This window comes from Herbiconiux sp. FW305-C-125 (assembly GCF_058783455.1).
Genome location: NZ_JBYSYO010000005.1, coordinates 239,246 through 252,588, shown reverse-complemented (window position 1 = coordinate 252,588; position 13,343 = coordinate 239,246). Strand labels below are relative to the sequence as shown.

Annotated in this window: 13 protein-coding genes and 1 tRNA gene; 4 read left to right on the top strand and 10 right to left on the bottom strand. The window is 70.6% G+C overall.

Annotated elements, in window-relative coordinates:
* Positions 1–3: 3 nt before the first annotated feature.
* The gene (locus AC3WLB_RS14710) at positions 4–834 is read right to left on the bottom strand and encodes an aldo/keto reductase (protein ID WP_492507179.1); all 831 of its coding nucleotides are present in this window, start codon (positions 832–834) and stop codon (positions 4–6) included.
* A 31-nt stretch (positions 835–865) separates the two neighbouring features.
* On the bottom strand, positions 866–1,297 hold the full coding sequence (locus AC3WLB_RS14705) for a hypothetical protein (RefSeq protein WP_022896190.1): 432 nt from the start codon (positions 1,295–1,297) through the stop codon (positions 866–868).
* 121 nt (positions 1,298–1,418) lie between these two features.
* Here AC3WLB_RS14705 and AC3WLB_RS14700 point away from each other — a divergent pair, with 121 nt between their 5' ends.
* Entirely contained in the window at positions 1,419–2,867 is a 1,449-nt protein-coding gene (locus AC3WLB_RS14700; protein WP_492507177.1) for a flavin monoamine oxidase family protein, read from the top strand.
* Here the strand turns inward: AC3WLB_RS14700 and AC3WLB_RS14695 are convergent.
* A complete protein-coding gene (locus AC3WLB_RS14695; protein WP_492507175.1) occupies positions 2,776–3,513 on the bottom strand; it encodes a Pr6Pr family membrane protein in 738 nt (245 codons plus the stop codon). The genes AC3WLB_RS14700 and AC3WLB_RS14695 overlap by 92 nt on opposite strands.
* 142 nt (positions 3,514–3,655) lie before the next feature.
* Between AC3WLB_RS14695 and AC3WLB_RS14690 the strand changes: the two genes are divergently transcribed.
* Entirely contained in the window at positions 3,656–4,675 is a 1,020-nt protein-coding gene (locus tag AC3WLB_RS14690; RefSeq protein WP_492507173.1) for an alpha/beta fold hydrolase, read from the top strand.
* Here AC3WLB_RS14690 and ppk2 read toward each other — a convergent pair.
* The 4 genes from ppk2 to AC3WLB_RS14670 all read right to left on the bottom strand — a co-directional run bounded on the left by ppk2 (position 4,612) and on the right by AC3WLB_RS14670 (position 9,691).
* Positions 4,612–5,556: a polyphosphate kinase 2 gene (gene ppk2, locus AC3WLB_RS14685; protein ID WP_492507171.1), complete on the bottom strand. Its 945-nt coding sequence runs from the start codon at positions 5,554–5,556 to the stop codon at positions 4,612–4,614. The genes AC3WLB_RS14690 and ppk2 overlap by 64 nt on opposite strands.
* A gap of 307 nt (positions 5,557–5,863) precedes the next feature.
* Positions 5,864–8,821, bottom strand: a complete 2,958-nt coding sequence (locus AC3WLB_RS14680; protein ID WP_492507169.1) for a helix-turn-helix transcriptional regulator — start codon at positions 8,819–8,821, stop codon at positions 5,864–5,866.
* Positions 8,822–8,823: 2 nt separating this feature from the next.
* Positions 8,824–9,006: a hypothetical protein gene (locus AC3WLB_RS14675; RefSeq protein ID WP_492507167.1), complete on the bottom strand. Its 183-nt coding sequence runs from the start codon at positions 9,004–9,006 to the stop codon at positions 8,824–8,826.
* 88 nt (positions 9,007–9,094) lie between these two features.
* Positions 9,095–9,691 carry a PadR family transcriptional regulator gene (locus AC3WLB_RS14670; protein ID WP_492507165.1) on the bottom strand — a complete coding sequence of 199 codons (597 nt, stop codon included), beginning with the start codon at positions 9,689–9,691 and terminating at the stop codon, positions 9,095–9,097.
* 124 nt (positions 9,692–9,815) lie between these two features.
* Between AC3WLB_RS14670 and AC3WLB_RS14665 the strand changes: the two genes are divergently transcribed.
* Complete coding sequence (locus AC3WLB_RS14665; RefSeq protein WP_492507163.1) at positions 9,816–10,781, top strand: Dyp-type peroxidase; 966 nt, start codon at positions 9,816–9,818, stop codon at positions 10,779–10,781.
* Here the strand turns inward: AC3WLB_RS14665 and AC3WLB_RS14660 are convergent.
* A complete protein-coding gene (locus tag AC3WLB_RS14660) occupies positions 10,758–12,161 on the bottom strand; it encodes an NtaA/DmoA family FMN-dependent monooxygenase (RefSeq protein WP_492507161.1) in 1,404 nt (467 codons plus the stop codon). The two genes, AC3WLB_RS14665 and AC3WLB_RS14660, sit on opposite strands and share 24 nt — an antisense overlap.
* 117 nt (positions 12,162–12,278) lie before the next feature.
* Between AC3WLB_RS14660 and AC3WLB_RS14655 the strand changes: the two genes are divergently transcribed.
* The gene (locus tag AC3WLB_RS14655) at positions 12,279–12,815 is read left to right on the top strand and encodes a helix-turn-helix domain-containing protein (protein ID WP_492507158.1); all 537 of its coding nucleotides are present in this window, start codon (positions 12,279–12,281) and stop codon (positions 12,813–12,815) included.
* A 1-nt stretch (position 12,816) separates the two neighbouring features.
* On the opposite strand, the gene AC3WLB_RS14650 is transcribed toward AC3WLB_RS14655, so the two are convergent.
* Together AC3WLB_RS14650 and AC3WLB_RS14645 are read right to left on the bottom strand one after the other, a co-directional pair.
* Positions 12,817–13,113 carry a cupin domain-containing protein gene (locus tag AC3WLB_RS14650; protein ID WP_492507156.1) on the bottom strand — a complete coding sequence of 99 codons (297 nt, stop codon included), beginning with the start codon at positions 13,111–13,113 and terminating at the stop codon, positions 12,817–12,819.
* A gap of 83 nt (positions 13,114–13,196) precedes the next feature.
* Positions 13,197–13,272: transfer RNA gene (locus AC3WLB_RS14645), tRNA-Ala, on the bottom strand.
* Positions 13,273–13,343 lie beyond the last annotated feature (71 nt).

Below are 13,343 nucleotides of genomic sequence, written 5' to 3'. Positions count from 1 at the left end.
AGGTCAGTGCACCTCGAGCGGATGCCCGCCGTTCCGGCCGTCCTCGCCCTGGTCGAGCGTCGCGATGGTGGCGATCTCGGCGGCCGTCAGCTCGAAGTCGAAGATGTCGAAATTCTCGGCCATGCGGTCTTTGTTGTTGCTCTTCGGGATGACGATGTTGCCGATCTGGGTGTGCCACCGCAGGATCGTCTGGGGCACCGTCTTGCCGTGCGCCGCAGCGATGCCGGCCAGCTCCTCGGACTGGTTGATCTTGCCCTGACCGAGCGGCCCCCACGCCTCGATGGCGATGCCCTGCCCCGCGGCGAAGGCGCGGAGCTCGGCCTGCTGGAAGTCGACGTGCAGTTCCACCTGGTTGACGGCCGGCACCACGCCGGTCTCGGCGATCACGCGCTCGAGGTGGTCGATGGTGAAGTTCGAGACGCCGATCGCCTTGGCGCGACCCGACTGCTGGATCTCGATCAGCGAGCGCCAGGCCTGCACGTAGGTGTCGTTGTCCGGCGCCGGCCAGTGGATGAGGTAGAGGTCGACGTAGTCCATGCCCAGTCGGGCGAGGCTCTTGTCGATCGCCGCCGACGCATCCGTTTGGTCGTCGTTCCAGAGCTTCGTGGTGACGAACAGCTCCTCGCGGGCGACGCCGGACTCCTTGACGGCGTGCCCGACGCCCTCTTCGTTGTGGTAGATCCGCGCGGTGTCGAGGTGGCGGTAGCCCACGTCGAGGGCGTCCCGCACGATGCGGTTGGTCTTGTCGGGGTCGACGCGGAACACCCCGAAGCCGAGCTGGGGAATCTCGATCCCGTTGTTGAGCGTGACGGTGGGAACGGCGTTTTCAGTCATCACCCCAGCCTATTCCTCGTCTCGACCAGGGCTAATCGACTTCGGTGACCAGACTCTGAACGATCAGGTCGAGCACGGCTTCGCCGTAGGCATCCGCCGCCGTGATCGCCTCGTAGCTGCGCTCGGTGCCGCGGATGACCGCGGTCACCACGAAGAGCGGGTCGCCGCCACTGCGGTCGACCTCGAGCGAGCGGAAGCCGTCGCGCAGGAGTTCGCGCAGCTGGTCCTCCCGCGGCAGCCACAGCGTGTCGGTGACGTCGACCGAGTCGAGCGCCCACTCCGTGGTGCCGTTGAAGCCGATCAGTTGACCCGTGGGGAAGTCGTGCACCTCGACGGTCATCTCACTCACGGTGAAGACGTCACCGTTCGACTCGGCGTTCTCGATGACGAAACCGTCGCCCGAGCGCGGGTGCCAGCGCAGCCCGGCGGTACGCAGGGCGCGGGCCAGTTCGATGGAGATCATCAGGCCATCATTCCAGCGTTCGGCTGAGGACAGGCCCGGATTGCCGAACCTGCCGCTAACGTGGGGGGAGGCGCGACCGCACCGGTCGGCGCACCCCCGACCGAGAGACGGCACCGCAGAATTGGCAATCGCGCGACGCACCTTCCTGGCCGGGGCGCTCTCGGGCGTCTCGCTCGCCGCGCTGGCCGCCTGCACCCCGCCGAAGCCCGGGCCCACCCCGACGGTCACCACGACACCGTCGCCGCCCTCGCCCGTGCCGCGGCCGGCGTCGTTCCTGCGGAGCGCCTGGGCGACCGACCCCTACTCCCTGGGGTCGTTCAGCATGACGCCCGTCGGCGCCACCCCGGCCGACCGCGCGACCCTGCGCGAGACCGTGGGCGGCCGCGTGTTCTTCGCCGGGGAAGCCGCCTCGAGCGAGCACCCGGGCACGCTGATCGGAGCCGAGGCCTCGGGCACGGCCGCGGCCGATCGGGTGGCGGCTCTCGCGCGGCCCGACGAGCGAGTCGCCGTCATCGGCGCGGGACTGGCCGGGGCAACGGCCGCCCGTGCCCTCGCCGACGCGGGTTTCGACGTGGTCGTGATCGAGGCGCGCGACCGCGTGGGCGGCCGCATCCAGACCCGCAGCGACGACGCCTGGCCGTTCCCGGTCGAACTGGGTGCCGCATCCGTGGCCGGCGACAGCCTCGACGAACTGCTGCAGGCGGATGCGGTGGGTACGATCGCGCTCGACGCCAGTCGCGAGACCCGCACGCTCGACGGGTCGATCGTCGCTGCCACGGGCGTCGGGCCGGCTGCCGTCGCGACCGCGGTGGAATGGTCGCGGGCGCAACCGGCCGACAGTTCGCTCGCCAGTGCGCTCTCGGCATCCGGTGCCGACGCCGTCTCCAGCACTCCCGCGGCCGACGGGGTCTCCCCCACCGACGAGCTCACGCACTACCTCGACACCGCCATCGCCAGCGAGTACGGTGCGAACGCGTTCCGGCTCTCGGCGAGCTACGGCATCGACCGCACCGGGCTCACCGCCGGAACGGCTCTCGTGGTGGGCGGCCTGGACGCGGTGGTCACGACCGCCCTCGACGGCTTGGACGTGCTGCTCTCGAGTGTCGTCATCCGGGTGGGCTATGACGACGACGGGGTGAGCCTGCGCCTCGGCACCGGCGAGTCGCTGTCGGTCGACCGGGTGGTGGTGACCGTGCCGATCGGCGTGCTGCAGGCCGGCACCATCGAGTTCGCGCCGGAGCTGCCCGATGCCACGCTCGCCTCGATCGAGGCACTCGGCATGGGCACGCTCGAGCAGCTCTGGCTGCGCTTCGACGAGCCGTTCTGGTCGACCGAGGCGACGGTGCTCTCGGTGATCGACGAGACCTCCGAGATCGCCGAGTGGGTGAACCTGCTGCCCGCCACCGGTCAGCCCATCCTGGTGGGCCTCACCGCCGCCGACGACGTCCCGGTGACGCTCAAGCAGAGCGACGACGAGTTCATCGAGGCGGCGCTGCGGAGTCTCGTGCCGTTCGTCGACGAGTCGCTGGCCACCGCGTCCCCCACGCCGACGCCCACCGTCGTCCCCTGACCGCCCGGGGTTCCCGTGCGGCACGGGGCAGCAGCGGGCGCAGCCGGCTGAGCGCCACGAGGCCGGCCTGGATGCCCGCGAACAAGCCGATGGCGATGCCGCAGTAGAGGGCGAACTCGCCCGGGCCGCTCACCTGGTCGGGGTCGAGGAAGAAGTAGGGGTACCAGCGCACGATCGAGCCGCGGATGAGGGTGAACACACCCCACACCACGGGGAAGATCAACACGAGGAGCGCCGTGCGCCAGCGGATGCGCACCCGCCCCACCCCGATCACCCAGTCGATCAGCACGAGCGACGGGATGACGAAGTGCAGCACCTGGCTCGACCAGGGCACCTCGATGCGGTAGTGGTGACTTCCCGCCTGCGACACGATCAGGCCGAACACGATCCCCGACACGATGACGTAGCTCGTCACCATCGCCCGCACGGCCACCAGCGCGGGCCCCACGCGGTGGCCCAGGAGCAACAGGGTGCCGGAGGACCCGAGCACCACCACGTTCACCAGGTTCGACTGGAAGGTGAAGTAACTGAAGTAGTTGATGGTGGAGAAGGTGCTGAAGCCGAGCACGTAGTCGAAGTCGAAGACGAGGGCCACCGCGCCCAGCACGGCGAGCGCCAGGCGCGCCACACCGAAGGCACGTCGCACGTGGGCTCCGATCGTCTGCTCCTGATCCGTCCCGCGGCCGACCGCCCGCGGAAGCTGGTGTCATTCGAGGGTAGTCGCTCCCGCGGCGCAGCCGACCCGCCTCCGGCGCCATCCGCCTCGGCGACTGCTCCGAATCACCCCTATGACCCGACCCGTACGGTCACGCGACGTCGCCGCGCCCCCGGCGCCGTCGCCGGCCACCCGATCCTGCGCTCGCCCGCCCTACGCCCCGTACCCGCTGCGCACCGACCCTGCGGCGCTCGGCCTCGAGACCGTTCGCATCGAGACCCGCCTCGGCCCGCTCGTCGTGCGTGCCGGCCGCGACCGGCGCGGCGGCACCGCAACCGTGCTGGTGCACGGCGCCGCCGGCTCGTGGTCGACCTGGACCCCGCTGCTGCAGGCCGCCCAGGCCCGCCGGCTCGACCTGCCCGACCTCGTACTGGTCGACCTGCCCGGCTGGGGCGGGTCACCGCTCCCCGACCGGCCGCTCCACAACGGGCGCGACTCCCGCACGGTCGACGCCTACGCCGGCGCGGTGACGGATGCCGTGCGAGCCCTCGGCTACCTCCAGTGGCACCTCGTGGGCCACTCGCTCGGCGGCTTCCTCGCGCTGCACCTCGCCTCGGTCGAGCCGGTGCGCACCCGCTCGGTCGGGCTGGTGTCGCCGACGACGTTCTCGGTGCAGGAGTGCGCCGCGCATCCGCTTCGCCGATTCCGGGTGCTGCCGGGTTACGCGGCGCTGCTGGCGGTGATGAGCGCACTGGCGCCGCTCGGCCGAGCCGCCACTGTGCTCCTCGGTGGTCTGCGACGCCTGCGGCTGCTCCGGCTGGTCGCCGCGCCGTTGTTCGCGCAGCCGGCCCATGTGCCCGAGAGCGTGATCGACGCGCTTGCGGCGGAGGTGCGGCCGGAGTCGTTCGTGGTCGCGTCGCGCCAGGCGGCGTCGTACGACATCGCGGCGCACTGGCCGACGATCGGGTGCCCCGTACACTCGGTGCGCGGCGACCACGACGTGTTCGTGACCCCCGGCGACGACCGGATGCTCGCCGCGACCATCGCCCATGCGACGACGACGGTGCTGCCCGGCACCGGGCACTTCGGTCACATCGAGGCACCCGATGCGGTGCTCGATGCGCTGGCCGATTCGTTCTCGCCGCGCTCGTAGACCTGCTCGGCCGGCCCGACGACGAGCGGGTCGGGGGTTCCGACGATCTCGGCGTCGCGCTCCGTGTACGGGAACAGGCTCAACACGTGGCGCATCGCTTCGAGCCGGGCGCGCTTCTTGTCGTTGCTCTTCACCACGGTCCAGGGCGCCTCGGGCGTGTCGGTAGCGGCGAACATCGCCTCCTTCGCCACGGTGTACGAGTCCCACTTGTCGAGCGACGCGATGTCCATCGGGCTGAGCTTCCACTGCCGCACCGGGTCGACCTGCCGGATGGCGAAGCGGGTGAGCTGCTCGCTCTTGGACACCGAGAACCAGAACTTCACCACGTCGATGCCGTCGTGCACGAGCATCCGCTCGAAGGCCGGTGCCTGGAGCAGGAACTCTTGGTACTGGCGCTCGTCGCAGAAGCCCATCACGCGCTCGACGCCGGCCCGGTTGTACCAGGAGCGGTCGAACATCACGAGTTCGCCCCCGGCCGGGAAGTGCTCGACGTAGCGCTGGAAGTACCACTGGGTGCTCTCGCGTTCGGTGGGCTTCTCGAGCGCCACCACCCGGGCGCCGCGCGGGTTGAGGTGCTCGGTGAAGCGCTTGATGGTGCCACCTTTGCCCGCCGCGTCGCGGCCTTCGAACACCACGATCAGTCGACGGCCCTCGAGCTTGATCCAGTTCTGCAGCTTCAGCAGCTCGATCTGCAGCAGGCGTTTGGCGTGCTCGTACTCATCGCGGTCCATCCGCTCGTCGTAGGGGTACCCCTCGCGCCAGGTGTCCACCACCGCGCCGTCCCGGCTCACCAGCACCGGGTCGTCGTCATCGGTGTCGACCACGGCGTAGCCGAGCAGGTCGTCGAGGTCGAGCGAGGTGGTCGCGGCGGTGTCGGTCATCGGATCTCCTTCGCGCGGGCAGGCGTTCGGGAGTATCGCGCAGCGCACCGACCGGCTGTCGACGAGGCGGTGAACGGATGCTTAACGCGAGCGGGTGGGCACGGCGCGGTAGCCGTCGCGGCGCAGGCTGCGAGCGCTCGCGACAACGCCCCAGAGAGCGAGTGAACCGAGCGCGATGGTGACGATGATCATGGTGTGCCTCCGTGAGTGGGTGTGGTACACACCCTCCTCGCTGAGGTGGGGGCCGCTCATGGGGCGGATGCCCTATCTTCGCCCTGCGCCGCCGGCGACGCCTGAGGGGCCGGAGCTACGAGTCGGTGGGCAGGGACTGGATGCTGCGGGCCAGGAAGGCCGCCTCGGTGCGCGACGTGGTGTTGGTCTTGCGGAGGATGTTCGAGACGTGCACGCTCGCGGTCTTCACGCTGATGAAGAGACGCTCCGCGATCTGCCGGTTGCTGAGGCCCTGAGCCACGAGGGCGAGCACCTGCCGCTCGCGCTCGGTGAGGTCGTCGTCGACCACGCGCGCCGCCGGGAGGGCGGAGCCGGCGGCAGCGCCAGCGCCGGCGCCGGCGGGGCGCACGAGGCCGACGCGGCGCTCGAGGTCGGCGACCCGGTCGGCGATGATGCCGAGGCCGATGCGCTCGGCGGCCGCGCGGGCCGCTTCGGCGCGCAGGCGTGCGCCGGCACGGTCACCGGCGGAGGCGAGCGCCTCGGCATGGCGGTAGCGGGCGTAGGGCTCGAGTTGCGCGGGCGCGGTGGGAGTCGCGACCGCCTCGACCGCTGCCGCCCAGAGCCCGCAGTCGTCGCCGGTGCCCTCGGGGCCGCCGAGCTCCGCCTCGACGAGTGCGACGTAGGCGGCCGCGGTCGGCCAGCCGGCCACGGCATCGAGTGCCCGCCGGAGCGCCTGCTCGGGCGTCTCGGGCAGAGGGAGACTGACACCCGTGGCACGGGCGCGGGCGAGCACCCGCGCCGCGATCGCGATGAGCGGCAGGTCGTGAGCGGGGAAGGCGCGGTGCTCGGGCGCGAACAGCACGCTCACCTCGCGCCAGGCCTCGGCGACGTCGCCACGAGCCAGCGCGATCTCGCCGGCCACCGCACCGAGGCCCAGCCGCGACTGCGCGTCGATCCGGCACTGCTGACTGATCGGGGCGCGCCAGCCGCGCAACAGCTTCTCGGCGAGCGCCGTGTCACCCGACCAGAACGTCGCCTGCACCTTCATCCGCTGCAGGTGAGCGCTGAAGCCGATCGGTGGGTCGAGCTCCAGCGCTCGATCGAGCAACTCGTTCGCCCGCCGCGACTCGCCCAGCGAGAACAGGGGCTGGATCACGTTGAGCATGAGCATGGCGCCCGAGGTGCGCTCCACTCCGCGCTGCCGTGCCCGCTCCGCGCCGGCTTCGGCGATGCGGATCGCGTCGTCGAACCGCCCGAGCAGACTCATCGCGTCGGACTGGTTGACGAAGAACCGCAACCGCGCCGACTCGTTGTCCTCGGCGAGCTCGCCCGCGAGGGTGAGGTCGGCGAGACCGCGCTCGATCTCGCCGAGCGACAATCGCGAGATGCCGCGGATGTTCGCGGCCACCGACATCCGTGCCCGCGAGTCGACCTGCTCTGCTTCAGCGAAGGCCTCGTCGGCGGTGGCGACCGCGTCGGCGAAACACGCGTCGAGCATCAGCCGGGCGGAGAGCTCGCCGAGCACGTTGGCCCGCAGCACGCTCCGCGGCTGCCCCTCGAGCACGGCCAGCGCCTCGCGCAGCAGCTCGATCGAACCGGTCTGGCCGATGTTGGCGAGGTACGACGCCTTGTTGCGCAGCAGCCGGGCGTATTCATCCGGCCGCGCCGGGGAGGAGGCGTCGATCGCCTCGTCGATCAGTGCGATGGCGCGCTCGCTCTCCCCGGCGTTGCGGAGGATGTAGCTCGTCTCGGCCAGGAGCTCCACGCGCGTGCGGCCGGCCAGCGCAGCAGCATCGGGCACCTGCTCCCAGAGCTCGATGGCCCGCTCGCCCATCCGCGCCGCCGTGGAGTTCGCGAACGAGGCTCGGGCCTGCGCCATCGCGGTGAGCGAGGCGGTGAAGGCCGCCCGCACGTTGTGGGCCGCCATCCAGTGATAGGAGACGGCCGTCGAATCGACGCCGAGCGCTCCCGGCCGGCCCTCGAGGGCCTGGGCGTACCGGGTGTGGAAGCGCATCCGCTCGCCCGGCAGCAATTCGTCGTGGATGGCCTCCCGCACGAGGGCGTGCCGGAACGCGTATGCGGTGTCGTCGACCACGAGCACGCGTGCGGCGACGGCTTCGCGCGCGGCGTCGTCGATCGTGTCGGCATCGGCATCGCTCACGCCGGCGAGCAGCTCGTGCTCCACCCGCACCCCGCCCGCCGCGATCAGCCGCAGGATGCGCTGGGTCGGCTCACTCAACGTCTCGTAACGGGCGAGCAGGATGTCGCGCAGCGTGTCGGGGAAGCTCTCGACCGTCGCGAAGTCGCAGCCGAGGACCTCCTCGATGAAGAACGGAACGCCGTCGGTTCGCTGCACCACGACGCCGAGGTCGTGGGCGTCGAGCGGTGAGCCGAGCAGTGCCGTGGCCAGCTGCCTGACCTGCCGGCGGTTCAGGCGCGTCAGTTCGAGCCGCGACACCCGGCGGTTGCGGTCGAGTTCGGGCAACCACGGCCGAAGCGGATGCCCGCGGCCGAGCTCGTCGCTCCGGAAGGTGAGCACGAACAGGATGCGCGCACTCTCGATCACCCGCACGAGGAAGCGGAGCAGGCCGAGGGTCGCCTGGTCGGCCCAGTGGAGGTCTTCGATGACGAAGACGATCGGGCGCCGGCGTGCCACCTGCTCGAGGAGGCTCGCCACCGCGTCGTAGAGCCGGTCGGGGCCCTCGCGCCGCGCGGGCTCCTGCGCGTCGGCGTCGGCGAGCTCGGGCAGCAGCACGGCGAGCGCCGCGAGCGAGAACGCCAGCGCGGAGCGGGCCTCGGGCCCGCTGCGCTCGCCCCCGTCGTTGCCGAGTTCGGCCACGAGCGTGCGGAGCGGCGCCATCACGGGTGCATAGGGCGGGGCGTCACGATCGAGGTCGATGCACTGCCCGCGCAGCACGAGCGTGTCGTCGGCCACGAGGGGCAGGAACTCGGTGACCAACCGCGTCTTGCCGATTCCGGCCTCGCCGCTGACCACGACCGCCCGAGCCGACCCCGACCGGCTCTCCGCGGCCGCCGACCGCAACGACTCGAGGTCGTTCTCGCGGCCGATGAGCAACGGGCTCGTCGTCTGCATTCCTACATCGTGCCACCCGCCACCGACATCCGGCGGAGCCAGCCGGTGATCCGGGCGGGCATCGAGGGCGGGACGACCTGTTGGTCGACCCGCTCCGCGATGACCCGGCGCCGTTCGAGCTCCTCGGCGAGCCGCGCCTCCTCGGCGTCGTGCAGCCAACTGAACTGGTACTCGGTGATCGACATGGTGTCCTCCGTGGGTCTCTCGATGGTTCGAGAGTCCTCGCTGAGGCGTGGGGTGGGCATCAGGAGAATGCCTTATTCGGGCTGCGGCTCAGTCGGCCAGGATGAGGTAGAGCGCCCGGCGTGCCTCGTCGATCTTCGCGGTCGCCTCGGTGCGCTGAGCCTCGGTCGCGGCGAAGCGGAACTGCTGCACCACGCCCATCAGCTTGGCCACCGCGGCGTGGAACTCCGCGTCGGCGGCGGACTGCCCGGGAGTGGCCTCCCAGGCCTTGGTGAGCTCCTCCTGGTGCTCGGCCACGTAGGCCTTGCCGGCATCCGTCAACTCGAACTCGGTGCGCCGGCCGTCTCCGGTCGACACGATGAGCTCCTCGTCGACGAGTTGCTGCAGGGTGGGGTAGATCGAGCCGGGGCTCGGGCGCCACACTCCCCCGGTTTTCTCGGCGATGGCCTTGATCAGGCCGTAGCCGTTCGAAGGCGCTTCGGCGAGAAGGGAGAGGATGGCGGAGCGCACGTCGCCGCGGCTCGCGCGCTGCGGACCACGCGGGCCGAAGCCGGGGCCGAAGCCGCCGAAACCGGGGCCGCCGGGGCCGCCCGGGCCGAAGCCTCGCCCGCCGCGGCCGCCATGCCCGTGCGGGCCGCGCTGCCAAGGGTTGTGTTCGTGTGTGGTGGTGTCGTGAATGCGTCGCATGAGCGGCATCCTTTCTGTCAGAGTCTATGTTGCGAGTGTTTCGCGATGTGTTAAAGATATATCGGTCAGCACGGAACGTCAAGTCATCGATATATCGTTCACAGCGAACACCTAGAATCGCACCATGCATGAGGATGCCTGGGACCGCACCCCGATACAGCCGCAGAGCGTCAACGCTCCCCTCTCGACCTCGGCCATCTTCCTGGTGGTCACCATCGCCGACGGGCAGGAGGCCGCCGACCGCGCGCGCGAGGTGATCGCCGACATCGGCGGGCTGGTGCGCGCCGTGGGCTTCCGCGACCTGAACGGCCGCCTGTCCTGCAATGTCGGCATCGGTTCCGACGCGTGGGACCGCTTCGGGCAGGCCGCTCGCCCGGCGCAGCTGCGGCCGTTCTTCGAGGTGCGCGGCCCGGTGCACACAGCGGTGGCGACGCCCGGCGACCTGCTCTTCCACATCCGGGCCGAGCGCGCCGATCTCGCGTTCGAGCTCGAGCGCCTCCTCCTCGGCAAGCTGGGCGACGCGGTGACCGTGGTCGACGAGGTGCACGGCTTCCGCTATTTCGACTCCCGCGACCTGCTCGGCTTCGTCGACGGCACCGAGAACCCGACCGGCAGCGCGATGGCCTATTGGTCGCTCGTGGGCGAAGAAGACGAGCAGTTCGCGGGCGGCAGCTATGTGGTGGTGCAGAAGTACCTGCACGACCTCGCCGCCTGGGGACTGCTCACCACCGAGCAGCAGGAGCACATCATCGGCCGCACCAAGGCCGACAACGTCGAGCTCGACGAGGCGCCGCACGATCGCAAGTCGCACAAGTCGCTCAACACCATCGTCGACGCGAACGGCCAGGAGCACGACATCCTGCGCGACAACATGCCGTTCGGCCGGCCCGGCGAGGGCGAGTTCGGCACCTACTTCATCGGCTACGCGCGCGAGCTCTGGGTGATCGAGCAGATGCTGCGGCGGATGTTCGTGGGTGACCCGGTGGGCTCCTACGACCGCATCCTCGACTTCTCCCGCGCGGTCACCGGCTCGACCTTCTTCATCCCCTCGGCCGATCTCCTCGATTCACTCGCCGACGGCGACGACTGACGCCGTCTCACCGCGGCCGGCGCGGTATGCGTACCCGCGGTGCGTGGGCGGCAGGTGCGCGTCGCCGTCGGGGAAGAAGCGCTCCCGCAGCGTCGCACCCTCGTACTCGCTCCGGGCGAGGCCGCGGCGGCGCAGTTCGGGCAGCAGCAGCTCGATGAAGTCGTCGTAGGTGTCGGGCGTCATGTGCGGCTGGATGAGGAAACCGTCGGCATCCGTCTGCGCGACGAACTCCTCCACCTGGTCGACCACCTCGGCGGGACTCCCCACGAAGACGCTGCCGTTGATGCCGGTGCGCCGGAAGTTCTCTAGGATGTCGCGCACGAGCGGTGCAGGCTTGCCGTCCCGCCCGAGATAGCGCTCCAGGTTCGACTGCCCCATCTCGGTGCGCGACTGGGCGATCGGCTTGTCGGGGTCGAGCGCGAGCAGGTCGACGCCGGTGTTGCCCGCGTAGATGGCGGCGGCACCCTCGGGCGTCGACATGGCGAGCATCTCGGCGTGCTTCGCCCACGCCTCCTCGCTCGTCGGCGCGGTGATGAACAGCGCCCCCCCCACGATCTTGACCGCATCGGCCGGCCGTCCCGCCGCCACCGCGCTCTCCCGGATACCCGCTATGTTGCGCGCCACCGTCTCCGGCTCACCACCGCCCACGAACACGGCCTCGGCGTTGCGGCCGGCGAACGCGCGCCCTCGGCCCGAGGCGCCGGCCTGCACGAGCAGAGGTGTGCGCTGCGGCGACGGCGGCAGGTTCAGGATGCCGTCGGTGCGGAAGAACGGCCCGTCGTGATGCACGATGCGCACCTTCTCCGGGTCGGCGTAGACACCGCTCGCCTTGTCCTGCACCAGCGCGTCATCCTCCCACGACCCCTCCCAGAGGGTGAGGCTGAGGTCGACGTAGTCGTCGGCCATGTCGTAGCGGAGGTCATGGGCGATCAGCTCCTTGCCCATCAGCGCGGCCGCGGTCGCGCCGGAGGAGCCGGTGACGATGTTCCAGCCGATGCGCCCGTCGGTGAAGTGGTCGAGCGTGGCGAAGCGGCGAGCGTTCGCGGCCGGGGGTTCGACGGTGGTGGAGGTGGTGAGGATGAAGCCGAGCTTCTCGGTGGCCGCTGCCACCGCCGAGATGAGCGGCATCGGGTCCCCGTGCGGGATGCCGCGGCCCTCCCGCACGGCCGCCGGCAAGAGTTCGCCGTCGAGCGCCGGGAAGCCGTAGCTGTCGGCGAAGAACAGGAAGTCGAAGCGCGCTTCCTCGAACTTCTTCGCCAACGCCGTCCAGTGCGAGAGCTTCGTGAAGTCGGCGGAGGTGTCACGGGGGTGCTGCCATGCCGAACCGACCGTCCCGTTGGGGCCGATGTACTGGAAGATGCCGAGGATGAGGGGCCGCATGCGATATTTATGTCATAAATACTTTTCCAGCAGATTTCCGGAGGTTTCGTAGCCGTGAATTCCCGATCGAGCCGGCCAGCGCGTTCCACCGCGCCACTCGACGAGGAGGCCGTGGCGATGGGTACGCGCATCCGGGCCCTCCGGCGGGAACGCGGGTTCACCCTGGTGCGGCTCGCGGCGCTGGTGGAGATGTCGCAACCGTTCCTCAGCCTGGTGGAGCGCGGACACGCACGCCTCAGCCTCGCCTCCCTGGCACGGCTCGCCGCGGCACTCGACGTGCCCTCGGGCGCACTGCTCGCCACGCCCCCCGCCGAGCGGTTGTCCCGGCCGGGGATCGACGTGGTGCACGCGGCCGAGCGCCCGGCCACCGGTCATCGCGCCGTGTGGCAGCTCGCCCAACTGCCACGGGGCCTGTTCGGCATCGAGATGGTGGGGGTGGAGCGGGAGTTCACCGAGTTCGCGACCCACGACGAGGACGAGTTCGTCTACCTGCTGGGCGGCACCCTCGAAGTCGGCCTTGTGGACGGCACCGTGCACACCCTGCGCGCGGGCGACTCCCTCGTGACGGCCGCCGGAGTCGGCCACGGCTGGCGGGCGACGGACGCGGCGGGTTTCCGGGTGGTGGTCGTCACCTCAGGGCCGACGACGCACTGAATCAGCCGGCCGACGGAGCCTTGAGCTCCACCTCGACGAAGACGATGCCGTCAGCATCCGCGACCACCGTGTGCGCGAGCCCCGCCGAGCCTGTGTAGGGCACCCCGGCGACCTGGGACAGGGTGCGGCTCGAACCGTCCTCCGCCGTCGCCGTGAGCGTGCCACCCGTCACCGGCACCAGCACGTAGTCGTACTCGTGCACGTGGAATCCGGTGCTGTCGCCCGCCCGCGCGAAGCTCCACCGGGTGACGCGCACCCGCTCGTCGTCGATCGTCGTCTCCGCCTGCGCATCAGCCATCCGCTCGCCCTTCGCTCGCACGCCGCCCGATTCAGCCTAACGAAGAAGAACCCCTGACCGGAGTGCTCCGATCAGGGGTTCGATGGTGGACCCGAGGGGATTCGAACCCCTGACCCCCTGCATGCCATGCAGGTGCGCTACCAGCTGCGCCACGGGCCCGTTCGGTGCTTTCACACCTGGGCGTTCTTCCCGCTCCCGCGGAAACAACTTGTCTAGATTACTACATGCCG

Excerpts from the sequence above, each read along its gene's own strand:
- AC3WLB_RS14710 (WP_492507179.1), bottom strand. The coding sequence starts at position 834 with ATGACTGAAAACGCCGTTCCCACCGTCACGCTCAACAACGGGATCGAG.
- AC3WLB_RS14705 (WP_022896190.1), bottom strand. The coding sequence starts at position 1,297 with ATGATCTCCATCGAACTGGCCCGCGCCCTGCGTACCGCCGGGCTGCGC.
- AC3WLB_RS14690 (WP_492507173.1), top strand. The coding sequence starts at position 3,656 with ATGACCCGACCCGTACGGTCACGCGACGTCGCCGCGCCCCCGGCGCCG.
- ppk2 (WP_492507171.1), bottom strand. The coding sequence starts at position 5,556 with ATGACCGACACCGCCGCGACCACCTCGCTCGACCTCGACGACCTGCTC.
- AC3WLB_RS14680 (WP_492507169.1), bottom strand. The coding sequence starts at position 8,821 with ATGCAGACGACGAGCCCGTTGCTCATCGGCCGCGAGAACGACCTCGAG.
- AC3WLB_RS14675 (WP_492507167.1), bottom strand. The coding sequence starts at position 9,006 with ATGTCGATCACCGAGTACCAGTTCAGTTGGCTGCACGACGCCGAGGAG.
- AC3WLB_RS14670 (WP_492507165.1), bottom strand. The coding sequence starts at position 9,691 with ATGCGACGCATTCACGACACCACCACACACGAACACAACCCTTGGCAG.
- AC3WLB_RS14665 (WP_492507163.1), top strand. The coding sequence starts at position 9,816 with ATGCATGAGGATGCCTGGGACCGCACCCCGATACAGCCGCAGAGCGTC.
- AC3WLB_RS14660 (WP_492507161.1), bottom strand. The coding sequence starts at position 12,161 with ATGCGGCCCCTCATCCTCGGCATCTTCCAGTACATCGGCCCCAACGGG.
- AC3WLB_RS14655 (WP_492507158.1), top strand. The coding sequence starts at position 12,279 with ATGGGTACGCGCATCCGGGCCCTCCGGCGGGAACGCGGGTTCACCCTG.
- AC3WLB_RS14650 (WP_492507156.1), bottom strand. The coding sequence starts at position 13,113 with ATGGCTGATGCGCAGGCGGAGACGACGATCGACGACGAGCGGGTGCGC.